The organism is Yersinia aleksiciae (assembly GCF_001047675.1).
GTDB lineage: Bacteria > Pseudomonadota > Gammaproteobacteria > Enterobacterales > Enterobacteriaceae > Yersinia > Yersinia aleksiciae.
Map to the genome: position 1 here is coordinate 124435 of NZ_CP011975.1, position 22835 is coordinate 147269.

Consider the following 22835-nt stretch of genomic DNA (forward strand, 5'->3'; position numbering starts at 1 on the left):
CGTAATGACCATGAAAAAGTTCTCCGAACTCTCTATTTTGACAAAATTGCTCTCCGGGTTCTCTGTTGTTATTGTAATGATGTTGTTACTTGGCGCAGTAGCACTAGCTCAGTTAAGCAGTAATAACGTAAGACTGGAGGCCTATCGAGACAGCTGGTTACCAGGTGTCCGCTATGCATTGGAAATGCGTGGTGTTTTAGCTGAGTTACGGCTACAACAGGTGCAATACATCGCCTCATCGACAGAAAAAGAACGCGAAGGCCACCGGTTGGAGATTTTACAGGCCGTTGATAATTTCCGCGCAGCACAAAATCGATTTTTAAAGTTACCTGAAGGCTACAATGATTCCGCGCTATTTAAGAGAATAATGTCAGACTTTGACAATTTCTCTCAGGCAAACAGTATTGTTATAGATGCAGTTAATAATAACCAATTAGATGAAGCTAGTAAGATAAGCGGCGATACCTCCAGAAAATACCGTACACAGTTAATGAAAGACTTAGCTGAATTAGTCGTGCTAGAAGTTCAGGGAGGAGAACAAGCGGCAACCGAAGGTCAGCAAAGCTTTAATACTGCTAAAAACTTACTACTCGCTTTATTATTGTTCGCGGTTCTCATTTCAGCGCTGCTTGCTATCATGATTGCTCGCAATTTATCCCGTTTATTAGGCGGAGAACCCGCTTACGCGGTAGCTATTATGGAGCATATCGCAGCTGGCAATTTATCAACTGAAATAAAGCTTCGTCCTGGTGATAAAAATAGCTTACTGGCGTCCTTGAACACGATGAACCAGCAGCTGAAAAGCACGATTAATGAGATCATGCACGGTAGCGAGTCAATTTCTGTTGCATCAAATCAAATTGCACAAGGCAATACTGATTTATCACAACGCACGGAAGAACAAGCATCTTCACTTATCCAAACCTCAGCTAATATGCAGGAATTAACCCAAACCGTCCGGCAAAATGCCGATAATGCGCGGCAAGCAAGCGAATTGGCTGTCAATACCGCAGCCACAGCAACCGAAGGTGGAATTATTGTTGATGAAATGCTGCTTCGCATGCAGGAAATATCAAACAGCTCGAAGAAAATTGTCGATATTATTGCTGTGATTGAGGGGATTGCTTTCCAAACCAATATATTAGCATTAAATGCTGCCGTTGAAGCAGCCAGAGCTGGCACTGAAGGTAAGGGGTTCGCCGTTGTTGCAAGTGAAGTGCGAACATTAGCCCAAAAAAGTGCAAATGCGGCGAAAGAAATTAAGTTACTCATTGTCGGTACAGTTGAAAAAATTAATGCCGGTTCAGAACGTGCTGACCATGCCAGTCAAGCAATGGGCGAGATTGTTGATTCAGTGGGTAAAGTTGCGCATATTGTCGGCGAAATATCCACTGCGTCACAAGAGCAACATATTGGTATTCAAGAAATCGGTATAGCGGTAGAAAAAATGGACCAAGTGACGCAACAGAATGCGGCATTGGTTGAGCAGGCCGCAGCCGCGGCGCAATCATTAACTGAGCAAGGTGCTGAATTACGTCAGGTTATCCGCTTCTTTCAGATTAATGGCTCCGCTGTAAGCTAGGAATATAATGAATAAGAGCTAAGTCCAACGAATGATAGGACTTAGCTCTTAACGCTGATATCAGCACAATCCGTATTAGTTATGACAAAATATCTTTCAGTACCCACAGACTGACACTCCCGCCATTCACTGGGAATACAGCGTCTCCTGCATCATCAGTAGTGATAATCGCTGGATGATTACCTAAATAATCGGCAAACTCTTTATTCGGAAAGTCCGCACCAAGTGCGATTGTTTTTTCATTTTCAGCACCATTAGAAAGAATGACCACACAACCGGGATCTTCCTCCGTGCCTCCACGAACAAAAGCAATACAGTTCTTATCATCAAAATAATCGGTCTGTGCACCATGGGCGAAACGTTGCCTAGCTTGAATTAACTTTTCTAATTCGGCAACAATCGGCATTTCTATCTGATAGGTACCACCATCATCACCGTTGTCCTCATAATTGGCACCGAAAAGATCAGGATAGAAAATACAGGGAATGCCTTGTTCACGGATTAAAATCAACGCATAGGCTAAAGGCTTAAACCAAGGTTCAACCGGAGCCTCCAGTGATTGGAGTGGCTGTGTATCATGATTTGCAACCAAGGTTATGGTATGCATTGGATCAACTGCGATTAACGAGCCATTGAATATTTGCGTCAAATCAAAGTCTTCGCCTTGTTTAGAAGCGTCGTGAAATTTGTGATGTAAAGCGACATCAAACAGCATCGCATTACCCTCTACCCGGGCCAAATATTGCTGTAGCTTTTCGATATCAGGCGACCAATATTCTGCAATAATCAGCAGATCTCGCCCCGCTTTATTTCGCACATGTTCTATCCACTCTTTAAAAAACCAGGCGGGAATATGTTTTACTGCATCCAAGCGAAAACCACCAATTGGCAGCGTCTCAAGTAGCCATTCTCCCCAATACTTTAGCTCGCCCATCACCGCAGGATTACGAAATTCAATATCCGCCCCCATCAGATAATCAAAATTACCTAATTCATCATCGACCTCGGTATTCCAACCTTCATCACTATAATCATTTATGATTTTAAAAATGCCTTCTTCTGATGGCTCTTCAATATAATCAACCCCGGTAAAACACTGCTTATCCCAGATAAAAGATGAATAAGTTTGATCGCGGCCAGGAAATGTAAAACGGGTATACGCCTGAGTGTCGATAATATCATCATCAATTTCCGTCCGATTTTCAGGATTAACTTTGCGAACGCTCACTGGTTCTTTTTCGTCAGCACCCATTTTGTGATTGAGCACCACATCAAAAAGCACTTTTATATCCATCTCGTTCAATCGATTAATTGCATTCAACAGCCCTTCTTTATCACCATATTTTGTCGCCTGCGTTCCCTTCTGATCAAATTCTCCCAGATCAAATAAGTCATAGGTGTCATAACCAACAGAATAGCCTCCTGAGGCACCTTTATAGGCAGGAGGAAGCCAAACAAAATTAATCCCAAGATGATTTATATGCTCCGCTCGTTCAGAGACTTCCTGCCATAGCTTTCCGCCGTCGGGGTAGTACCAATGGAAAAACTGGAAAATCGTGGGATTTTTCATAGGGTTGACAGCTCCGTTTTACCTTCTACCTCATAGTATGGCCTACTTTATAAAAGTTGGGCTGGCAATAAGGTAATAGACTGTGAATTCTTTTTGATATTGCGTTAATGTGGAATGAGTGCATTTATATTAATAATGAGGCTTAAATGAATATAGTGGACATCCCATTTGGCATCACTGATTGGTCAACAATAGATAAAACCGAACATAAAGGAGAGCAAGGTGTTGCCTATTGGAGAACGCAACACTTTGGTAGTATAAGAGCACGTATGGTGGAATACAGTGCGGGATACGTGGCAGACCATTGGTGTTCCAAAGGCCACATTTTGCTGTGCCTTGACGGTGAATTAAGTACTGAACTTGATGATGGTCGGTTTTTCATATTAAAGGCGGGCATGAGTTATCAGGTTGCGGATCACGCGGAAGCACACCGCTCATCAACAGTCTCAGGAGCTAAACTTTTTATTGTCGATTGATATCAATCGCTTTAAACACCAACGGCTTTCTTGCATCAGCTAACAGTCTATCCTGGACTGTTAGCTGAGATAACATTTTATTATCGCCCTTCAGGTAGTGAGTCAACCGGATTATCCGGATATAAAACCCGAATACGACGCCTGACGATTTCAACCTGAAATGCCGCCATCACTGCGATCATAATCAGGATTTCACCAAAACCACCTTTTTCAGTTGGCTGATCATAAAGGTATTGTAATGTGCCAATAATCCATTTAGACCCAACAAGTAGCAGAAATAAGGTGATAGTCAGTGGTGTCCCTTTGCAAAAAATACGTCCATCAGGTTCACGCCAGATCTCGATAAGACGGCCTTGCAACACACCGATAATAATACTAAATAAAACACCACTACCTAAGACTAACCAGGAGGTCGTAGTAGCTGGCATATATGTGCCACCCACTACCAGACCGACCATCCCGTAAATCCAGGCCCACTTAAAACGAGCGGGACCTAACGACACCTCGTGACTGACCGACTGACGGTACAATGCAAAAAGTGTTAGCACCAGAATAATCAGTATTTGTACGGGAGTCATCGCTATCTCCTTCAAGAGAAGCATCTAGTCAGGGATAAAGCATCTCAATCTATGATAATGACCAACTGCACTAGCAGTACATGCATGCTCTATCAGTCTTTGGAAAAATCAGAACGATTAACAATAACTCGCCAATCGTACTGTAGAAAGTTTAGCCCACTTTCCGACAAATAACATAATTGCGATAATATTAATCTCATTCGCATTCGCGTTAATTAGTTGGAACTATCAGATATTAACTATCGAGGCTCAGTCAACTAATCTCCACTATCAAATGATGCGGAAGTAATAATATTCAACACTCTCGCCCGTCTATTTAATCTCCTCATGTTAATGCTAGACTACCAGTACTTTTTATTGGGCAATAATAGGTCCATTTAACGAGGTAAATAGATGACTCAAAATATTTATGATGATCAGGCTTTTTTTTCAGCCTATGCCAAGCTTAGCCGCTCAGTCGATGGTTTGGATGGTGCAGCCGAGTGGCCAGCAATCCGCAAAATCCTACCACCACTGTCTGGGCGTAAAGTTGTGGATCTCGGCTGTGGTTATGGTTGGTTTTGCCGCTATGTATACTCACAAGGTGCCACAGATATTGTAGGGCTAGATCTCTCTGAAAGGATGTTAAATCGCGCTAGAGAATTGACGACTGACGAAAATATTATTTATCGTCAGGAAGATTTGGAAAATTTGCATCTGCCACAACAGATGTACCATTTAGCTTATAGTTCACTGGCATTACACTACATAAAAGCGCTACCCAGCCTATTGGCTACAGTTTATAACGCATTACTGCCTGGCGGCAGTTTCGTTTTTTCCGCAGAACATCCTATTTATACTGCACCTAAACAGCCGGGTTGGTTAATTGCTGATAACGGGCAAAAATCATGGCCAGTCAATAGCTATCAGGCTGAAGGAGATCGGGTCACAAACTGGTTAGCTGACAGCGTCATCAAACAACATCGCACATTAGGTACTTATATTAATCTTTTGGTCAAACAAGGGTTTATTATCACACATTTAGAAGAGTGGGGGCCAACAGCACAACAAATTGCCGACAACCCTGCGTTGGATGAAGAGAAAGAGCGCCCAATGTTATTCTTGCTATCCGCTAAAAAACCCGAATAAAAGTCAGTTTCGCCTTTAGTCTATATTTCTGAATTAAGCATTAACGATCGGGGAGGTTAACTCCCCAGATTCACTTCCCTCAAGATTATCCCGTCAATGCGCTCCTAAATGGTGCCCCTGCCCCTATTAAGGGCATTACTTTATTAATGAAAATTAAAAAACACTATTTTTCAATAGATTAGATATGGCGCAGATATTGCTTAGTTAAGACTAATGACGACAAGGGGGTAAATATGAGAACAATGTCTGCATACTACTTACAATATACTGTGTTTCTGTTGATGGTTGCGGGGCTCATTCATTTCGCTTTTCAATAGCAAACCATCATAATGAAGGCCCTCCGAAGCGGGCCTTCATTCTTTGATTATTCATCTACTTGCTAATTTCTCGGCTTCTTTTTTTATGATTAAAAAATTTCACCAAGTCCGATAGCAATTAATACACCTACAATATAACCAGAAATACACCTTGTATAAGGTATGTGAAATATAAAATTAACTTCTTATAAACCAAAAATCATATTTAGAATATTACATATAAATCTTACGGTTGTAAAAAAAGTGTACAAATTGGAAAGTAGTAGATCTAAAGGAAAATGAGGGTTGACGGAAATAAAGCTTCGAATCCTGGCTTAAAAAGAGCCGGAATAGAAGATTTCCGATTTCATGATTTAAGACATACATGGGCAAGTTGGTTAGTTCAATCCGGAGTTCCTATTTCTTCATTACAAGAAATGGGTGGATGGGAATCAATTGAAATGGTTAAAAGATATGCGCATCTTTCACCAAATTATTTAAATGAACATGCCAGATAAATAGACGAAATATTTAATGATTGTGTCCCAAATATGTCCCATAGAATAGATTTGAAATTAGAGGCTAATACTAAGTGATTGATTCTGTTGGTGGGTCGTGGCGGGTTCGAACCGCCGACCAATTGATTAAGAGTCAACTGCTCTACCAACTGAGCTAACGACCCAACGGCGATAATTATTCTCCTGTTAGCCTTACCTGTCAAACACTTCATCGGATTTTTCTCTTTATGCTGCGTTATTTCCGCCATTGCAGATTAATTATTCATCTGATACTTACGATTATTGTTAGTTATGTAAGTTCATGTTGTAATTCCACGCGCTGTGATGAACTTAACAAAATTCAGTGTATGAAATATAAACACTGGAAAACGAGGCGTATTGTGTAATTATTGTTGCGAGAATATTAAATAATTCACAAATCATGATGTAAATATAGAAAAATCAGACAGACAGACAGACAGACAGACAGACAGGTTAAGACAAAGAGCCAACATAGAGCTCAACAACTTCACAAATACAGGAAGAGGGAATGGGAAAGATGGTAGACCAATCCAAGATAGTGGCAGAGCCTTTGCCGGAACCTGAAGAGCACCTCCAAAGGAATCTCTCCAACCGCCATATCCAACTGATTGCTATTGGCGGTGCCATAGGCACTGGGTTGTTTATGGGATCGGGTAAAACCATCAGCCTTGCCGGGCCGTCGATCATTTTCGTTTATATGATTATCGGTTTTATGCTGTTTTTCGTGATGCGAGCAATGGGCGAACTGCTGCTATCGAATCTGAAATATAAGTCATTCAGTGATTTTGCCGCTGACCTGCTTGGCCCTTGGGCCGGGTTTTTCACTGGCTGGACTTACTGGTTTTGTTGGGTCATCACCGGCATCGCCGATGTGGTTGCCATTACCGCTTATGCACAATTCTGGTTCCCTGGATTCTCCCAGTGGGTCGCCTCATTGTTAGTGGTTTTACTGCTGCTATCACTGAATTTAGCGACGGTAAAGATGTTCGGTGAGATGGAGTTCTGGTTCGCCATGATTAAGATCGTGGCCATCGTAGCACTGATTTTTGCCGGGCTGACCATGGTGTTGATGAGCTATCAGTCTCCTTCAGGCACTACCGCGTCATTTACCCATTTATGGAATGATGGTGGGATGTTCCCGAAAGGTATCAGCGGCTTCTTTGCTGGATTCCAGATTGCTGTTTTTGCCTTTGTGGGGATTGAGTTAGTCGGGACCACTGCCGCTGAAACCAAAGATCCAGAAGTGGTATTGCCTCGCGCCATCAACTCCATTCCTATCCGCATCATTATGTTTTATGTTTTCTCATTGATTATGATTATGTCGGTAACCCCATGGAGCTCCGTGGTGGCGGATAAAAGCCCGTTTGTTGAACTATTCGTGTTGGTCGGGTTACCCGCCGCCGCGAGTGTGATCAACTTTGTGGTCTTGACCTCGGCAGCATCCTCAGCCAACAGCGGTGTGTTCTCCACCAGCCGTATGTTGTTCGGCTTGGCAAAAGAGGGCGATGCACCCAAGCAATTTGGTAAGTTGTCACGCCGCTCCGTTCCGGCTTCTGGCCTGACATTCTCTTGCATTTGCCTGCTGGGCGGTGTGGTGTTGATCTATCTGATCCCGAATGTCATGACCGTATTCACGCTGGTCACCACGGTTTCAGCGATTCTGTTTATGTTCGTTTGGACCATTATCCTTTGCTCCTATCTGGTCTATCGCAAAAGACGTCCAGCGCTACATAAAAAGTCGATCTACAAAATGCCAGCCGGTATTTTCATGTCCTGGGTCTGCATGGCCTTCTTCGCTTTCGTCTTGGTGCTGTTAACCTTGGAAAGTGATACTCGCCAGGCACTGATAGTCACACCGCTGTGGTTTGTGATTTTGACCATCGGCTACCTCATCTTGAAGAGACGTAAAACTCACTTGTTCGACAGTAATAATCGCTAAGTTATCTGGCGTCAGGGCTTCTCTGACGCCACTTTCCCCTGCCCTTTTCAGCTATTTTCCTCAGTCAGTACTCTCCCCATCAGTCAGCGCAATGCCGCGAATCACTAACTGTTGCACGCTTTCCACTGTTTGTTGAAAGAACAGCTCATCACTGAGGTTTTTGCCGCTAATAGCTTCGATCTGCACACTAAAATCGGCGTAATGCTGAGTGGTCGCCCAGAGCATAAAGATGAAATGCTGCGGATCGACCTTTGCCATCAAACGTTTATCCATCCAACTGCGGATGATTAATACCTTCTCATCAAATAGCGTTTTTAAATCCCCCGCCAGCTCCTGCTTTAACAGCGGCGCACCCTGAATCATCTCCAGACAAAACAGCCGTGATGCTTGCGGATAGTCACGAGATACCGCCAATTTCAGCGCGATATAGTGGCAAATCGCCTCAATTGGCTGCTGATCGACCTGCAAGGCTTTCAGCGGGGCCAGCCAGATCGCCAAAATATCTTTTAGCACCGCAATATAGAGCGCTTCTTTCGATGGGAAGTAATAGAGCAAATTCGTTTTAGAGAGATCAGCACGCTCAGCGACCTGATCGAGGCTAGTACCATGAATGCCATAGCGTGAAAACAGATCAAGCGCCGCGTGCATTATGGCTTGCCGTTTTGCCGCCCCCGCCTTGCTACGGCGAGAAGGTTTCGGCTGGACTAACTCACTGACCGCCTTAGATTGCGCCGTGGCCACTGCGTCGATTCTCACTGGCTTCACTGATAACCCCTTAATAAGCATTGATGAAACTGATAATAGCAAAGGCTATCAACCCTACCTATAGCATCTTTTCTTCGCCCAGAAATACCCCTTTCGAGTGATCTCTTGCACCGCAGTTGAGCATGCACGCCTGTTTTTTGTGCACAAATATTTTACCAAACAGTCCATTTTTGACCATTTGCTCAACATTTTATTTACCGCAAGTAATCAACATATTGATTTTATTTATTTTATAAAAACTGGCATTGGCTTTGCTTAGGTAGTGACACAGGCCTACAGATATTCCGACTCATAACGCAGAGGTGCTCAAATGAAAATTGGCGTATTCATTCCCATCGGCAACAACGGTTGGTTAATCTCCAGCAATGCACCGCAGTACCTGCCGAGCTTTGAGTTGAACAAAGCTATCGTGCAGAAAGCCGAACACTACCAGTTCGATTTTGCTTTATCGATGATAAAGCTACGTGGATTCGGTGGTAAAACCGAATTCTGGGATCACAATCTGGAATCCTTCACCTTGATGGCTGGACTGGCGGCGGTAACCTCGCGCATTAAGATTTATGCCACTGCTGCCACCCTCACCCTGCCGCCCGCCATCGTGGCGCGGATGGCCTCAACTATCGACTCCATCTCCAATGGCCGTTTTGGCCTCAATGTGGTGACCGGGTGGCAAAAACCAGAATATGAGCAAATGGGATTGTGGCCTGGCGATGATTACTTCAGCCGCCGCTATGACTATCTCTCTGAATATGTTGAGGTACTCCAAGATCTCTGGGGTACGGGACAATCTGATTTTAAAGGCGAGTTCTTCCAGATGGAGGATTGCCGTGTCAGCCCGCAGCCGCAAACCCCGATCAAACTCATCTGTGCGGCGCAAAGTGACGCAGGCATGGCCTTCTCCGCGAAATATGCCGATTACAATTTCTGTTTCGGCAAGGGTGTGAATACCCCGACGGCTTTTGCTCCAACCGCCGCCCGCCTGCAAACAGCCGCAGAACATGCCGGCCGCGATGTTAGCAGCTATGTGTTGTTTATGATTATCGCTGACGAAACCGACGAGTTGGCCCGCGCTAAGTGGGATAGCTACAAAGCCGGTGCCGACACCGAAGCGCTGGCTTGGTTAACCGAGCAAAGTGGCAAAGATACCCAATCCGGCGCGGATACCAATGTGCGCCAAATGGCCGACCCCACTTCTGCCGTCAATATCAATATGGGGACGCTGGTCGGTTCTTACGCTAATGTGGCGAAGATGATGGATGAGATCGCCACCGTGCCCGGCACCGAGGGCATTCTGCTGACATTCGACGATTTCCTGTCCGGCATCGAGAACTTCGGTCAACATATCCAACCTTTGATGACCAGTCGCGCCGATATTGGCAACACAGAAATGCCCATCGCCAGAGAGGTAGCATGATGAAAATCGTTGAACGTCCCCAATCTATGCCCCTGCAAGCCAGCACCGAAAATGCGGCTATTGATGGTAAAACTCCGGTTCGTCGAGGCCCTGGAGTGAGTGCTGATGAAGTGATTCTCAATGCCCGACCCGAGCCGATCGCCTTCCCCGCCTCCGCCAGCGCGCTGATTGTGGTTGATATGCAGAACGCCTATGCCTCGCCGGGGGGATATCTCGATTTAGCCGGATTTGATGTCTCGGCAACCGCCCCGGTGATCAGCAACATCAAGCGTGCGATTGTGGCCGCGCGGGCCGCGGGCATTCAGGTGATCTTTTTCCAAAATGGCTGGGACGCTGACTATGTGGAGGCTGGCGGGGAGGGTTCGCCCAATTGGCATAAATCCAATGCCCTGAAAACCATGCGCAAACAGCCTGAATTAATGGGCAAGCTGCTGGCGAAAGGCCATTGGGACTATCAATTGGTTGATGAACTGCAACCACAAGCGGGCGATATCGTGATCGCCAAGCCACGCTATAGCGGTTTCTTTAATACCCAACTCGACAGTATGTTGCGCGCCAAAGGTATTCATCATCTGATTTTTACCGGCATTGCCACCAATGTGTGCGTGGAATCAACCCTGCGCGACGGCTTCTTTTTTGAATATTTCGGAGTGGTGCTGGAGGACGCAACCCATCAAGCAGGGCCGGATTTTGCCCAAAAAGCAGCCCTGTATAACATCGAAACCTTCTTTGGTTGGGTGTCCGACGTGGATACATTCTGCGCCTGCGTTTTGCCTTCCGCCCGCCTGATACAGTCGGCTTAATAAATACATTCGGCTTAATAAATACAGTCGGCTTAATAAAACCGTTGGCTGAATAAATGCCGTCGGCATGATAAATGCATTCAGATGTCAGCCCTCACACTGTGAGTTGGAGAAAACGATGCCTAAAACCATAATTACCCCGTCGGGCAGTGGCACCCCTCTTGCCCCATTTTCACCCGGCACTTTAGCTGATGGCGTGGTGTACGTCTCCGGCACATTGGCGTTTGATAAGCAGAATAATGTGGTGCACGTCGGTGATGCCGCCGCACAGACTCGCCATGTGCTAGAGACCATTAAAAGTGTGATTGAGACTGCTGGCGGGACACTGGATGACGTCACCTTTAACTCGATTTTCCTGACCGATTGGCAGCATTACGCCGCTATTAATCAGGTTTACGCCGAATACTTCCCCGGCGATAAACCGGCACGTTTCTGTATTCAATGCGGTTTAGTGAAGCCCGATGCGCTGATTGAGATCGCGTCAGTGGCACATCTGCCGCGTTAACCGAAATAACAGGTTGAAAAGCAGTTAATAACGGAGGCGTGACAATGTATTGCGAGATAACCGGTCAGCATTCGCCATCCGCAAAAACCGTGGTTCTCTCTGCGGGATTAGGTGGCAGTGGCAGTTTCTGGCAACCCCAGTTAGCCGCCTTAGGTGAACATTTCCGCGTGGTGACTTACGACCAATATGGCACGGGGCGCAGTCCCGGCGTCATTCCCTCCGGCTATTCGCTGGCTGATATGGCGGCGGAACTGGCGGAACTATTCGCTAGCCAACATATTGAGCGCTGCCATTTTGTCGGCCACGCATTGGGGGGAATGATAGGTCTGCAACTGGCACTCACCCAGCCTCAGTGCATCGAAAGGCTAGTGGCGGTCAACAGCTGGCCAGTACTCGATAGCCAGACACGCCGTTGCTTCAACGTTCGTCAGGATTTGCTACTCAACAGCGGCGTTACGGCTTATGTGCGCGCTCAACCGCTGTTTCTCTATCCGGCAGATTGGCTATCGCGTCATGCATCGCTGCTCGAACAGGAAGAGGCGCATCAAATCGCTCATTTTCAAGGGATGGAGAATCTGTTGCGCCGCCTTAATGCCCTGATGAATAGCGACTTTAGCGCAGAACTAGCCCAAATCAGCACCCCGACGCTGGCCCTGTGTGCCACCGACGATCTACTTGTGCCTTACCCCTGTTCACAAGCCTTGGCCGAGTTAATGCCCTATGGCGAGTGGGCGCAAATGAGCTACGGCGGCCATGGGATGAGTGTCACTAACAGTGAGCAGTTTAACGGCATCGTGCTCAGTTACTTGCTGATGGACGGTGACACCAGCGAATCAAACACAGACCCATTGAATACGATACCCCAATAATTTGACGGAGCAGGCATGACACAAATATTACCCCCTGAGGCGCTGGCCACCCTATTTACCGAAGCCCGCACCCACAATGGCTGGCTGGATAAGCCGGTCGATGATGCGCTGCTCGCCCAAGCTTACGAACTGGCCCGTATGGGGCCGACGTCAGCTAACTGTTGCCCTGCGCGCTTTGTGTTTATCCGCTCGCCAGAGGCTAAAGCGCGGCTCAAACCGGCACTCTCCAGCGGGAATCTGGATAAAACCTTGCAAGCGCCAGTCACTGCCATCATTGCCTATGACCCCGCCTTTTATGATGCGCTACCCAAACTGTTCCCTCATGGCGACGCCCGTGCGTGGTTTACTTCCAGCCCCGAGCTGGCAACAGAAACCGCTTTTCGTAACAGTAGCTTACAAGCGGCCTATCTGATTATGGCTTGCCGCGCACTGGGGCTGGATACCGGCCCAATGTCCGGTTTTAACAATGCGGTGGTTGATGACACTTTTCTGGCGGAAAAAGGCTGGAAATCCAATTTTTTAGTGAATATCGGTTATGGCGATATTCATAAGCTGTATGCACGCTCACCTCGGTTGTCCTTTGACGAGGCGTGTCAGCTGCTTTGATTTACCTGCTTCTCTTTGGATGAACTGCGTTTTAATCATGAGGTGGACCATGCAAACACAATCGTTATCGACTGCATCATTATCGCCTGAATCATTGCCGACTGAGCCTTTACCCACAGCATCAACACTGTCTACATCATCAATGTTGCGCAGCGTCGCCGTAGATAAACAAGATTTCCGTGATGCCATGGCGCGGCTGGGTTCTGCGGTGAATATTATTACCACCGACGGGCCGGCAGGACGTGCGGGATTTACCGCCTCGGCGGTGTGCAGTGTCACCGACTCACCACCCACCTTATTGGTGTGCCTGAATCGCTCGGCGTCCGTCTATTCCGTGTTTCAGCAAAATCAGACCTTATGCGTCAATACCTTATGCGCCGAGCATGAGTCACTGTCGAACCTGTTTGGCGGCAAGACCCCGATGGAGATGCGTTTTTCCGCCGCCCGCTGGTCGACACTCGTGACCGGTTCTCCGGTGCTTAGCGGCGCTGTCGCCTCCTTTGACTGCCATATCACTCAGGTTATTTCAGTGGGTACCCACGACATTCTGTTTTGTCAGGCTGCGGCGGTGATTCATAACGATGACCAACATGGTTTGGCCTATTTTGATCGCTGCTATCACCCGTTAATGCGCCAAAGCCGTTGATTCGACTCACCATCGGGCCGCTTAGCTTTCGGCAACATATTGATATTTTTCAGCAGATGATTCACGGAGCATATTATGGCGAATAACTGGTTTCCAATATGGCGTAAACGCAGCGGCAATCTGGACGGGGCCATTATTGCTCCGGATGAACGCCTCCCGATCGGCGCAACACTGATTATGGGGCTGCAACATGCTGTAGCGATGTTTGGTGCCACGGTGCTGATGCCGCTACTGATGGGGTTTGATGCCAATCTGGCAATTTTGATGTCAGGCATCGGCACCCTGCTTTTTTTCCTGATTGTCGGCGGTCGGGTGCCAAGCTATTTGGGTTCCAGCGCTGCATTTGTCGGTTTGGTCATTGCCGTGACGGGCTATACCGGCAGCGGCCCGAATCCCAATATTGCGCTGGCGTTAGGTGGCATCATTGCCTGTGGGGCAATTTATACCCTGATTGGTTTTATCGTGATGAGTGTCGGTACCCGCTGGATCGAGCGGTTAATGCCGCCGGTCGTCACCGGCGCGGTGGTGATGGCCATTGGCTTAAATCTGGCGCCTATTGCGGTTAACAGTGTCTCCGGTTCATCATTTAACAGTTGGATGGCGGTGGTCACCATTTTATGTATCGGTGTCGTTGCCGTATTTACCAGCGGAATGGTTCAACGCCTGCTGATTCTGGTCGGGCTGATTTTGTCTTATGTGATCTATCTGGTGGTCACCAATGGTTTCGGCTGGGGAACACCGGTTGATTTCGGCCCCATCAGCCAAGCGGCGTGGTTTGGCTGGCCGCAATTTACCACTCCGGTTTTTGATGTCCACGCCATGCTACTTATCGCCCCCGTGGCCGTCATTTTAGTGGCAGAAAATTTAGGTCATATCAAAGCCGTCGCCGGGATGACCGGTAAGAATCTGGACCCCTATATGGGGCGGGCTTTCGTCGGTGATGGGCTGGCAACCATGCTCTCAGGCTCCGTGGGCGGTACGGGAGTGACAACTTATGCCGAGAATATCGGCGTGATGGCAGTGACCAAAATCTACTCTACTTTGGTATTTGTGGCTGCTGCGCTGGTGGCTATTCTGCTGGGTTTCTCACCCAAATTTGGTGCGCTGATCCACACCATCCCGGGGCCTGTGTTAGGCGGTGCCTCTATCGTGGTATTTGGATTGATTGCGGTAGCGGGGGCACGTATTTGGCTGCAAAACAGCGTGGATCTCAGTGATAACGGCAACCTGATTATGGTCGCGGTGACACTGGTCTTGGGCGCGGGGAACTTCGCCTTAACCTTGGGTAACTTTACCCTCGGCGGCATAGGAACAGCGACCTTTGGTGCGATATTGCTCAATGCACTGCTGCAACGCCGTAAGGCGCTGCCTCGTTTAGGTCGCGATGGCAAACCCTTGCCGCAAGACAGCTAATGATCACCCTGATTCCCCACGTCAGTTTGGCTGGGGAGTCAGCTTCTCCATCACGATGACTGCGTTTTTTTTCGTATAAAATAAAGACAAAAATAATATAATCATTTGAATTTCATTACTTATAGCTACATTCAAACTTGCTAACTTACTTTAATTCATCGAAATACTCTTTTAACCCCGCTTTCGCCTGAATTTGCTTTGATTTAACCAAAATCTGAGCCAGATCTTTGTTATCCGTCCCTTCACTTAATAACTCAGCCGCACTGAGGATCAGATAATCGTCAAAATCCTTTTGCGACCTTGATTTGAGGAACTTCAATAGTCGCATCACTGACACCGCCATTGCCGGGACTTTCACCGGTTTCTCTTTGTTCAGATAGCCATGCAGTGTAGACCTGTTTGTTTGGCATACTTTTGCCAGCAGCGGGCGTGGCAAGGCTAACTCTTCGACTATCGCGTTGAACTCTTCCGAGCGTTGTAACTCTTCCGGCTTCCAAACTTTCTCTCTTACCATGGCAAAAAACTCCACTTTTTTTCTCACCACCCAATACAATAAAACCAATTCGGTTCTTATTACGAACAAAAAAGTCTTATTAGAGATCAATCAATAAGATCACTTCTGTGGAAAAAAACACATTTAAAAGTTCTTATCACGAACCAATCTATACTAAATTACGAACGAAATCAGTTATTTCTTGAAAATTTATAAGTTTGATCTAAAACAAAGTGTGACCTTCATCACAGGCGCAGACTCATTCGCACTAAAAGGCAAACAAATTATCGGATAGCACTAAATGACCCATCGTCGTAACAACCCAATGATTACTGAGCTCAGCACGGGCAAAACCAATAAGCTCGCTTTCGTTCGCCACCTTACTCTCAGTGGTGCCACTGCCCGCGCCCTACTCAAGACGACGGCTGTCATCATCGCGATCTGCGGCTTTGCACCTGAATTCGCCCATGCTGATCAGTTAAGTGATTTTCTGGCATCAGCTTGGGATGAAGGAACAAGTAGCCCTACTGTGTTGGCTCAGTGGGATGCACTAAGTGCTGCTGAGCAACACGCGGCTATCATTGCTCGGCCAGCACTGGCAGTGGAATTACGCGCACCAGTAAAACCATATGCCATCCCTACCGTGGCGCAGCAAACACCTGTGATCAACACACCACAGCTGCAGCCACAAGCCATCCCACAAAAAACACCGACCCCAAGAAAATCGACTAAACCTGCTGTTCCTGTGAAACAAACTCCGCGACAACCACAGACGCAAAGGGTGTCGAAGAAACAGATAAACCGCGTGGCGGCAACTCAAGCACTCACGACGAGTACGTTGACCACGACCACTCCGCTGCAAGTCGCGCCGACTAACTTTGCCGCCATTGATGCCAGCCAAACGGCATCACGACTCGACACGCTCCAGTCGCAACAGGATGAAGACCGCCACGCTATGAAATCAGGCGTCAGCAATGCACTTGCCGTCTCTGGCCTTCACTATGTCGATATGGACAACAGCATTGCACTGGGTGCAGGTAGTTATGAGGGTGGCTCGGCTATTGCTCTGGGGTATCGTCACAAGTTCTCTGAAAACATGGCAACAACCCTTGCTGCCAGTCAGGACAATAATAGCGGGACAGGCGTAGCAGGATCCTTTGCTGTGGGCTGGTAATGTCACCCTATCTCATTAAATACTATGACAATAACGCTGGCTCAATGGGTGGCGACATCTCAGCCCCCTCGATGCCGGTTGATAAATCTCAATCATCACAATTCAGGTTTCAAATTACATGATCAATAAAATAGCAGTATTAGTAAGCATCGCATTGTTAGCCGGTTGTTCAAGTCAGGCTTCCAGAATGTCTGAATGCGAATCCAAAGGGATATCCAAAGATACCTGCTACCTTGCCGAACAGAATCGACAAGCCAGCATCAACAATGCAGCGGAAGCCACTGCGTTGCAGAATGCCGCGAAGCAATATGCGCAGGCGGCGCATAAAACCGTCAAAACACATCTGGCGGGATTGGATATCCGGATCAATGCACAAAACCAGATGTACGTTGATGGCAAGCCCGCACTGATCACCGAGCAAAATGAGGATGCGACCACCTATCAGCAAGGGATTTTTAACATTATCCACTACACCAAAACGCATAAACTCTTTGTGCTGCAAGACGGCAAAATCATTGGGAAAGGCAAAGCCTAATAGGCTCAGACCCTTGATAAACCTCGATGACTCGATCTGAAACGGTGAGAGCAGGTAGAAGAGTAAAGCGTCCGCGCCAGGGATGGCGCGGCTCGAGCCTACAAGGAGGTATTTACGGCGTCTTTACGATCTGCCGGTTCTCTCCGCCGCTGGCATTTTGCCAACAAGCACCCTGCCGCGCATAATCTCCCCTGAACCGATAGATCCTTACTCAATGTGCAGTTGGCTATTCTGCCAAGATAGCTGAGTCACCGCAGTTGTCGCGACACCGTCGGTGGTTTCTCCCCCCACCAGAATCACTTTATTATTATCCTGAATGGATACACCGTAACCCAGTGGTTGTGGCAATTCCCCTGCCAGCTGCCACTGACCATCGACCTGCGCATAAACCGCTTGTTGCCACTGTTTCTTCAACCCCTTATGCGCATAGAGTTGACCTGCATTGAACTGTTGCCAGGCTCCGGGGAAATTGGCCCCGCCCGCCACCAACACCGCGTTATGGCTGACACCGGAAAACGCCCCAGCTAACCCCTCTTGCTCAGCACCCTTTTCCGCCCCGATCAAGTCGGGCAACTGCTGCCATTTCAGTTCTGCGCCCTGCTTCTCTCCCTGCCAAACTGCCGCAGTCCTTAAGCCAGGCTTAATTTCACCGTTAATTAATATCAGACGATTATTCATGTCGGTGATTGCTGACCCAGCAGTGCCTAAAAACGGCACCTGACCGCCACTTTTCCACTGATTATTTGCCGGCGCATAAATAAGCACATCTCGGTTATAGAAATAATCAGCCGGGGCCTGATCAAAATAGGCATTAATCACTGCACTCTTCTGTGTCTCATTACTGCCAGCAGTCGCCAGATCAGCGAAATAGCCATCAAAAATCGCTTTATTTACCCCCCCCAATAGCAGCGCATGCTTGCCATCTAGCGTGGTGGCCGCCGTGCCGACCAAGCCGCGCGGAGCACGAGTCGCCAACTGTTGCCATTGATTCGTTTGCGGATCAAATCTATAGACATCATTCAGCGCCCGCACCTGAGTATCGCTAGCACTACTTTTGCCCACACCGCCAAAAACATACAATTTTCCCTCCAGCGCCACCGTGACGGTTTGCTCACGCGGCTGTCCGGGGAAATCGGCTATTTTCTGCCAACCACTGCTAATGTTATCCATATCAAGGCGAAACCAGGATTGTCCCGCACTGCCCAAACCAATATACAGATGGTGATTCACCCGTGCGCCAGTCCCGTTTTTAAAGGGAACCGGCACATCGGGATAGTGCTGGGCGTTGGCTTGCGGCAAGGACAAGGTCACTAATAAAGTGAGTGCGCTAAACAGTGCTACTCTTGCACCCCATTTTTTCTTATATTGGCGGTATATCTGAGTCATCAGCAGTATTTCCCATTGATCAATAATTCAGGCTTGAGTGTGTTGGCTAATTTTTGAAAATAAACTCCAAGTGATTTATTAAAACGGAGTTTAACTATCAATCAAGATATTAACCGCGCTGGGTTCTGTCAATATGGATGGCAAGTAACTGTGATAAATAGCCCAGTGATGGGGCGAAGATTAGGCTGAGATAATGAGCAAAATAGGCCGAACAGCGGCTGTCGGCCTGGCGTCGGGAAGATGTCGGGTTACTGTCGTGGTGATGTCGAACGCGTGCGCGTAGGTTTGCTGGTATACCAACAGACCCCATAGGGAGCTCAATATGAATCTTTATCGTATTCGTGAATTACGGCAGGCTCGCGCTTGGTCACAAGAGCAGTTAGCCGAACTTTGCAGTCTTAATGTGCGCACTATCCAGCGGATAGAGAATGGCGAACATGCCAGCCTTGAAACCTTGAGCGCCATTGCCGCGGTTTTGGATCTGAAAGTCAGCGAACTCTACACCCCCGGCGCCAGCCAACAACAAGCGGCACCCGCTGATGCTGTTGACCAGCGCGTACTTGATGCTCGTGATGCCGTTGACAATGAAATGGCTTTTTTACGCCAACTATTGCGCGCGGTTATCCTTTGTGCAGTGCTGTTTGCCATTAACTGGTTCACCTCACCAAGTTATATGTGGGCATGGTGGGTGGTTCTTGGATTAGGTATCCCATTGGGGTTAAGAGCCATCAACACATTTTTACTGGGCAACTGGGTGGAACGCTGGCAGCAAAAGCGCCTGCAAAAGAAGCTGCGTAATCTGTGATAACAGCGCCCAGAAGTTGCCCCTGAGTGACACCTTCTGTGCGGGCAAAGTTGCAGCCTACACGCAATGGCGTATGGTTAATAAGTGTCATTAGCAGCGACTATGATTACATCATCAGCGTTATTCAATATATTTGATTGGAGCAAAGCGAGATGGCGAAAATTTTAGTACTTTACTATTCCATGTATGGGCATATCGAGACACTTGCTGGTGCCATAGCCGAAGGCGCAAAAAAGGTCAATGGCGTAGAAGTGACGATAAAGCGCGTACCAGAAACCATGCCAGCCGAGGCTTTCGCCAATGCAGGCGGTAAAACGGGCCAGCAAGCGCCAGTGGCGACACCGCAAGAGTTAGCCGATTACGATGGCATCATTTTTGGTACGCCAACCCGCTTTGGTAATATGGCGGGGCAAATGCGGACCTTCCTCGATCAAACCGGTGGCTTATGGGCATCCGGTGCGCTGTACGGCAAAGTCGCCAGCGTATTCTCCTCAACCGGTACCGGTGGCGGGCAAGAGCATACCATTACCTCAACCTGGACCACACTGGCACACCACGGTTTTATCATTGTTCCTATCGGTTATGGCGCTAAAGAGTTGTTTGATGTTTCGCAGACTCGCGGTGGCACCCCTTATGGCGCAACCACCATTGCGGGTGGTGATGGCTCCCGTCAACCCAGCGCTGAAGAGCTGGCGATTGCCCGTTTCCAAGGTGAACATGTGGCGAAGATTACGGCCAAACTGAAGAGCTAAATCGTCAAAAAGTTCAGTCGTCATAAGTTCAGTCGTCATAAAAAAGCACCGCGTAAAAGCGGTGCTCAATTTTAAGCAACAAATAGGGTTAACCGACCAACAGATTTAAGCCTCGAGCAGACCTTGGGCCAGATAGTGGTTAGCATCTACCACACCCGGTAACGTGAAGAAATACCCCCCGCCAATCGGTTTAATGTACTCTTCCAACGCCTCACCATTCAGCCGCTTTTGTACCGTCAGGAACGCTTTTTCCAAATCAGACTGGTAGCAAACAAACAGCAGCCCCATATCCAGTTGCCCGGAATTTGAGACGCCCAACGAGTAGCTGTAACCGCGGCGCAGCATCAGGTTACTCTGGGTTTCTGTGGTTCGCGGATTGGCCAGACGAATATGGGCATCCAGCTGAATCACTTTGCCATCAGGATCTGTGGTGTAATCCGGTTCATCGTGCTCATGCACCATGCCCAAAGGCGCACCACTGTGTTTATCACGGCCAAAAATGGTTTGCTGCTCCTGCAGTGGGGTGCGATCCCAAAACTCCACTTTGAAGCGGATAATTCGTGCCGCCTGATAGCTCCCCCCGACGGCCCATGCCGGTTCGCCGACATTTTCCTGAACCCAAACCACCTGGCTGATCAAGGGCTTATCACTGGTTTTCGGATTCGCGGTGCCATCTTTAAAACCCAACAAGTTGATCGGCGTCTCTTTGCCTTTACTGCGTGCCGCATGGGCCGAGATAAAGCCCTCGCGCTTCCAGCGAACACTGAGAAGGTCCGGTGAGTGCTTAATGATATCGCGCAGTGCATGAATCACGGTTTCATTGGTATTAGCGCAAATTTGCAGCAAGAGATCGCCATGACACAGACCCGCATCCAGTGAGTCATTCGGGAAACGTGTCATTTTCTGCAACCGCACTGGTTTTTGCTTCTGTAAGCCAAAGCGCTCATCAAACAGCGAATCACCAACGGAAACTGTGATCGTCAGGTTATCTGGGTAGATTTCTGGCCCCATAATGCCCGAGTCTAACGGTGGCAATTTGGCATTGACTGATGGTGCATGTCCGCCCGTGGTCAAAAAGGCAATGCGTTCGGTCAACAGTTTGAACAAGCGGGTCAATGCGGCTTTATCCGTAGCCAGCACATCAAACGCCACCAGCATCATCGCCGCCTGTTGTGGGGTTAACACGCCGGATTGATGCTGACCGTAAAAGGGCTGTTTCTGCCAACGTTCATCTTGGGCAGCCTGCGCCTCAGGTGCTGGGCAACCCGCCGCACGGGCGACTTTTGCCCCGCCGAGCGCCAGGGCGCCGCTCATGACCCCCATCCCCAGCAGTAAGCGCCGACGGGACGGCAAAGCCGCCCCGTTATCTTGCTGATACGGCCCGTGTTGCGGGCCGGTTTTCTGACTCATGGTTAATGCCTCAATCCAGACCTAATACACCACGGAGCTGAGCAAGATCTTCCGCCAGCGCCGTAATTGGCCCTTTCATCGCATTACGATCGGCATCGGTTAACTTCTCGTAAGACTCATAGCCCTCTTTGGTGCGGTATTTCGCCAATACGCTGTCAACAGTTTTGAAGTTGGCATCGATTTTTTGCAGCAGTGGTTTATCGGCTTTTTCCAGCAGTGGCCGCAGCAGATTGACAATTTTCTGTGCACCATCAACGTTGGCTTGGAAATCCCATAAATCAGTGCGGCTGTAACGATCTTCTTCACCGCTGATTTTGCTGGCCGCGACCTCTTCGATTAAGCCCGCCGCCCCGCCAACCACTTTATTCGGCGCAAATGTCAGGCCAGTAATGCGCTTTTGCAGCTCTAAGGTGTCCAGATAGAGCTGATCAGCAAATTTATCCGCACCTTTGGTGGTATTGTCACCAAACAGGATTTTCTCTAAACGGTGGAAACCGGTAAATTTCGGATCGGCGGCTTTCTGCTCAAAATCATCTTCACGGGCGTCGATACTGCCATCTAAATCGGAAAACAGCTCAGCAATCGGTTCGATACGCTCGTAATGCTGACGAGTCGGCGCGTACAACTTGCGGGCCAGCGCCAGATCCCCCTTTTTCACCGCATCGGTAAAGGCTTTAGTTTGCGTGACTAACTGGGCAACTTCTTGCGTGACATAGACTTTGTATTCAGCGATTGGCCCCACCAATGCCATAGCATCGGGTTTCACCACGGTTTCAGCGCTAGCCGCCGTAACGGTCAATTTGCCTTTCGGGTTGCTCAGCAAACCGCAGGTCATGTCATATTCGCCCGGTTCCAGATTAGCGGTCATCTTTTGGGTAAAACCAGGGGCGATATTTTCGCGCTCCTCAACCACCATCACCCCTTTGAGGATCTCCCACTCCAGCCCTTTCTGGCTGACGTTATGGACAATAAACTGAGTTTTGCCCGCGGGGATCGTCAGCGCCATTGGCTCGCACTGCTTATCATTAACCGTGATTTTAACTTGTGGAATATCAGCAGCCTGTGCGCTGATAGCAAAAGCAGGCAGTGCCAGTAAAGCGGCGTGCAAAGCTGTGCGGCGGAAGAACCGGTTAGACATGTGATAAATCCCT

The 22835-nt window shown here is 48.2% G+C and carries 22 protein-coding genes, 1 tRNA gene and 1 pseudogene; 16 read left to right on the forward strand and 8 right to left on the reverse strand.

What is annotated here, in order from left to right; all coding sequences use genetic code 11:
* Positions 1 to 10: 10 nt before the first annotated feature.
* On the forward strand, positions 11 to 1582 hold the full coding sequence (locus ACZ76_RS00745; RefSeq protein WP_048615898.1) for a methyl-accepting chemotaxis protein: 1572 nt from the start codon (positions 11 to 13) through the stop codon (positions 1580 to 1582).
* A gap of 79 nt (positions 1583 to 1661) precedes the next feature.
* On the opposite strand, the gene amyA is transcribed toward ACZ76_RS00745, so the two are convergent.
* On the reverse strand, positions 1662 to 3152 hold the full coding sequence (gene amyA / locus ACZ76_RS00750; RefSeq protein WP_048615900.1) for an alpha-amylase: 1491 nt from the start codon (positions 3150 to 3152) through the stop codon (positions 1662 to 1664).
* Between the two features lie 146 nt (positions 3153 to 3298).
* Here amyA and ACZ76_RS00755 point away from each other — a divergent pair, with 146 nt between their 5' ends.
* Positions 3299 to 3628 carry a DHCW motif cupin fold protein gene (locus ACZ76_RS00755; protein ID WP_048615902.1) on the forward strand — a complete coding sequence of 110 codons (330 nt, stop codon included), beginning with the start codon at positions 3299 to 3301 and terminating at the stop codon, positions 3626 to 3628.
* Positions 3629 to 3708: 80 nt separating this feature from the next.
* Here the strand turns inward: ACZ76_RS00755 and ACZ76_RS00760 are convergent, their stop codons facing one another.
* Complete coding sequence (locus ACZ76_RS00760; protein WP_048615904.1) at positions 3709 to 4206, reverse strand: hypothetical protein; 498 nt, start codon at positions 4204 to 4206, stop codon at positions 3709 to 3711.
* Between the two features lie 393 nt (positions 4207 to 4599).
* Between ACZ76_RS00760 and ACZ76_RS00765 the strand changes: the two genes are divergently transcribed.
* Together ACZ76_RS00765 and ACZ76_RS18060 are read left to right on the forward strand one after the other, a co-directional pair.
* Positions 4600 to 5334, forward strand: a complete 735-nt coding sequence (locus tag ACZ76_RS00765; RefSeq protein WP_048615907.1) for a class I SAM-dependent methyltransferase — start codon at positions 4600 to 4602, stop codon at positions 5332 to 5334.
* Positions 5335 to 5923: 589 nt separating this feature from the next.
* Positions 5924 to 6145: pseudogene (locus ACZ76_RS18060) on the forward strand (tyrosine-type recombinase/integrase); the annotation flags it as partial.
* Positions 6146 to 6236: 91 nt separating this feature from the next.
* On the opposite strand, the gene ACZ76_RS00770 reads toward ACZ76_RS18060, so the two are convergent.
* Positions 6237 to 6312 (reverse strand) — tRNA-Lys (locus ACZ76_RS00770).
* Positions 6313 to 6686: 374 nt separating this feature from the next.
* On the opposite strand from ACZ76_RS00770, the gene cycA reads away from it, so the two are divergent.
* Positions 6687 to 8108, forward strand: a complete 1422-nt coding sequence (gene cycA, locus ACZ76_RS00775; RefSeq protein ID WP_181949573.1) for a D-serine/D-alanine/glycine transporter — start codon at positions 6687 to 6689, stop codon at positions 8106 to 8108.
* A 60-nt stretch (positions 8109 to 8168) separates the two neighbouring features.
* Here the strand turns inward: cycA and rutR are convergent, their stop codons facing one another.
* The gene (gene rutR, locus ACZ76_RS00780; RefSeq protein ID WP_244317188.1) at positions 8169 to 8756 is read right to left on the reverse strand and encodes an HTH-type transcriptional regulator RutR; all 588 of its coding nucleotides are present in this window, start codon (positions 8754 to 8756) and stop codon (positions 8169 to 8171) included.
* A gap of 427 nt (positions 8757 to 9183) precedes the next feature.
* Between rutR and rutA the strand changes: the two genes are divergently transcribed.
* The 7 genes from rutA to rutG all read left to right on the forward strand — a co-directional run bounded on the left by rutA (position 9184) and on the right by rutG (position 15129).
* Positions 9184 to 10287: a pyrimidine utilization protein A gene (gene rutA / locus ACZ76_RS00785; protein ID WP_048615911.1), complete on the forward strand. Its 1104-nt coding sequence runs from the start codon at positions 9184 to 9186 to the stop codon at positions 10285 to 10287.
* Positions 10287 to 11090 carry a pyrimidine utilization protein B gene (gene rutB, locus ACZ76_RS00790; protein WP_208758027.1) on the forward strand — a complete coding sequence of 268 codons (804 nt, stop codon included), beginning with the start codon at positions 10287 to 10289 and terminating at the stop codon, positions 11088 to 11090. The genes rutA and rutB overlap by 1 nt, the downstream gene beginning before the upstream one ends.
* Positions 11091 to 11208: 118 nt before the next feature.
* The gene (gene rutC / locus ACZ76_RS00795; protein WP_048615913.1) at positions 11209 to 11595 is read left to right on the forward strand and encodes a pyrimidine utilization protein C; all 387 of its coding nucleotides are present in this window, start codon (positions 11209 to 11211) and stop codon (positions 11593 to 11595) included.
* 44 nt (positions 11596 to 11639) lie between these two features.
* The gene (gene rutD, locus ACZ76_RS00800) at positions 11640 to 12464 is read left to right on the forward strand and encodes a pyrimidine utilization protein D (RefSeq protein ID WP_048615915.1); all 825 of its coding nucleotides are present in this window, start codon (positions 11640 to 11642) and stop codon (positions 12462 to 12464) included.
* A gap of 15 nt (positions 12465 to 12479) precedes the next feature.
* Positions 12480 to 13070 carry a malonic semialdehyde reductase gene (locus tag ACZ76_RS00805; protein WP_048615917.1) on the forward strand — a complete coding sequence of 197 codons (591 nt, stop codon included), beginning with the start codon at positions 12480 to 12482 and terminating at the stop codon, positions 13068 to 13070.
* Between the two features lie 142 nt (positions 13071 to 13212).
* The gene (rutF, locus tag ACZ76_RS00810) at positions 13213 to 13716 is read left to right on the forward strand and encodes an NADH-dependent FMN reductase RutF (RefSeq protein WP_048620139.1); all 504 of its coding nucleotides are present in this window, start codon (positions 13213 to 13215) and stop codon (positions 13714 to 13716) included.
* Between the two features lie 75 nt (positions 13717 to 13791).
* Positions 13792 to 15129, forward strand: coding sequence for a pyrimidine utilization transport protein G (gene rutG / locus ACZ76_RS00815; RefSeq protein WP_048615919.1), 1338 nt, complete (start codon positions 13792 to 13794; stop codon positions 15127 to 15129).
* 145 nt (positions 15130 to 15274) lie between these two features.
* On the opposite strand, the gene ACZ76_RS00820 is transcribed toward rutG, so the two are convergent.
* Positions 15275 to 15643 carry a hypothetical protein gene (locus ACZ76_RS00820; RefSeq protein WP_048615921.1) on the reverse strand — a complete coding sequence of 123 codons (369 nt, stop codon included), beginning with the start codon at positions 15641 to 15643 and terminating at the stop codon, positions 15275 to 15277.
* Between the two features lie 280 nt (positions 15644 to 15923).
* Between ACZ76_RS00820 and ACZ76_RS00825 the strand changes: the two genes are divergently transcribed.
* Positions 15924 to 16796, forward strand: coding sequence for a YadA-like family protein (locus ACZ76_RS00825; protein ID WP_048615923.1), 873 nt, complete (start codon positions 15924 to 15926; stop codon positions 16794 to 16796).
* A 118-nt stretch (positions 16797 to 16914) separates the two neighbouring features.
* Positions 16915 to 17331 carry a hypothetical protein gene (locus tag ACZ76_RS00830; RefSeq protein WP_048615925.1) on the forward strand — a complete coding sequence of 139 codons (417 nt, stop codon included), beginning with the start codon at positions 16915 to 16917 and terminating at the stop codon, positions 17329 to 17331.
* A 207-nt stretch (positions 17332 to 17538) separates the two neighbouring features.
* On the opposite strand, the gene ACZ76_RS00835 is transcribed toward ACZ76_RS00830, so the two are convergent.
* Positions 17539 to 18717: an N-acetylneuraminate epimerase gene (locus ACZ76_RS00835; protein ID WP_048615927.1), complete on the reverse strand. Its 1179-nt coding sequence runs from the start codon at positions 18715 to 18717 to the stop codon at positions 17539 to 17541.
* Between the two features lie 322 nt (positions 18718 to 19039).
* Here ACZ76_RS00835 and ACZ76_RS00840 point away from each other — a divergent pair, with 322 nt between their 5' ends.
* On the forward strand, positions 19040 to 19522 hold the full coding sequence (locus tag ACZ76_RS00840; protein ID WP_048615928.1) for a helix-turn-helix domain-containing protein: 483 nt from the start codon (positions 19040 to 19042) through the stop codon (positions 19520 to 19522).
* 152 nt (positions 19523 to 19674) lie between these two features.
* Entirely contained in the window at positions 19675 to 20274 is a 600-nt protein-coding gene (gene wrbA, locus ACZ76_RS00845) for an NAD(P)H:quinone oxidoreductase (protein WP_048615930.1), read from the forward strand.
* Between the two features lie 105 nt (positions 20275 to 20379).
* Here the strand turns inward: wrbA and efeB are convergent, their stop codons facing one another.
* Together efeB and efeO are read right to left on the reverse strand one after the other, a co-directional pair.
* Positions 20380 to 21684: an iron uptake transporter deferrochelatase/peroxidase subunit gene (efeB, locus tag ACZ76_RS00850; RefSeq protein ID WP_048615931.1), complete on the reverse strand. Its 1305-nt coding sequence runs from the start codon at positions 21682 to 21684 to the stop codon at positions 20380 to 20382.
* Positions 21685 to 21694: 10 nt separating this feature from the next.
* Entirely contained in the window at positions 21695 to 22822 is a 1128-nt protein-coding gene (gene efeO / locus ACZ76_RS00855) for an iron uptake system protein EfeO (protein ID WP_048615933.1), read from the reverse strand.
* Positions 22823 to 22835: the final 13 nt, after the last annotated feature.

Coding starts and splice junctions, on each gene's coding strand:
- ACZ76_RS00745 (WP_048615898.1), top strand. CDS start 11: ATGAAAAAGTTCTCCGAACTCTCTATTTTGACAAAATTGCTCTCCGGG.
- amyA (WP_048615900.1), bottom strand. CDS start 3,152: ATGAAAAATCCCACGATTTTCCAGTTTTTCCATTGGTACTACCCCGAC.
- ACZ76_RS00755 (WP_048615902.1), top strand. CDS start 3,299: ATGAATATAGTGGACATCCCATTTGGCATCACTGATTGGTCAACAATA.
- ACZ76_RS00760 (WP_048615904.1), bottom strand. CDS start 4,206: ATGACTCCCGTACAAATACTGATTATTCTGGTGCTAACACTTTTTGCA.
- ACZ76_RS00765 (WP_048615907.1), top strand. CDS start 4,600: ATGACTCAAAATATTTATGATGATCAGGCTTTTTTTTCAGCCTATGCC.
- cycA (WP_181949573.1), top strand. CDS start 6,687: ATGGTAGACCAATCCAAGATAGTGGCAGAGCCTTTGCCGGAACCTGAA.
- rutR (WP_244317188.1), bottom strand. CDS start 8,756: ATGCACGCGGCGCTTGATCTGTTTTCACGCTATGGCATTCATGGTACT.
- rutA (WP_048615911.1), top strand. CDS start 9,184: ATGAAAATTGGCGTATTCATTCCCATCGGCAACAACGGTTGGTTAATC.
- rutB (WP_208758027.1), top strand. CDS start 10,287: ATGAAAATCGTTGAACGTCCCCAATCTATGCCCCTGCAAGCCAGCACC.
- rutC (WP_048615913.1), top strand. CDS start 11,209: ATGCCTAAAACCATAATTACCCCGTCGGGCAGTGGCACCCCTCTTGCC.
- rutD (WP_048615915.1), top strand. CDS start 11,640: ATGTATTGCGAGATAACCGGTCAGCATTCGCCATCCGCAAAAACCGTG.
- ACZ76_RS00805 (WP_048615917.1), top strand. CDS start 12,480: ATGACACAAATATTACCCCCTGAGGCGCTGGCCACCCTATTTACCGAA.
- rutF (WP_048620139.1), top strand. CDS start 13,213: ATGTTGCGCAGCGTCGCCGTAGATAAACAAGATTTCCGTGATGCCATG.
- rutG (WP_048615919.1), top strand. CDS start 13,792: ATGGCGAATAACTGGTTTCCAATATGGCGTAAACGCAGCGGCAATCTG.
- ACZ76_RS00820 (WP_048615921.1), bottom strand. CDS start 15,643: ATGGTAAGAGAGAAAGTTTGGAAGCCGGAAGAGTTACAACGCTCGGAA.
- ACZ76_RS00825 (WP_048615923.1), top strand. CDS start 15,924: ATGACCCATCGTCGTAACAACCCAATGATTACTGAGCTCAGCACGGGC.
- ACZ76_RS00830 (WP_048615925.1), top strand. CDS start 16,915: ATGATCAATAAAATAGCAGTATTAGTAAGCATCGCATTGTTAGCCGGT.
- ACZ76_RS00835 (WP_048615927.1), bottom strand. CDS start 18,717: ATGACTCAGATATACCGCCAATATAAGAAAAAATGGGGTGCAAGAGTA.
- ACZ76_RS00840 (WP_048615928.1), top strand. CDS start 19,040: ATGAATCTTTATCGTATTCGTGAATTACGGCAGGCTCGCGCTTGGTCA.
- wrbA (WP_048615930.1), top strand. CDS start 19,675: ATGGCGAAAATTTTAGTACTTTACTATTCCATGTATGGGCATATCGAG.
- efeB (WP_048615931.1), bottom strand. CDS start 21,684: ATGAGTCAGAAAACCGGCCCGCAACACGGGCCGTATCAGCAAGATAAC.
- efeO (WP_048615933.1), bottom strand. CDS start 22,822: ATGTCTAACCGGTTCTTCCGCCGCACAGCTTTGCACGCCGCTTTACTG.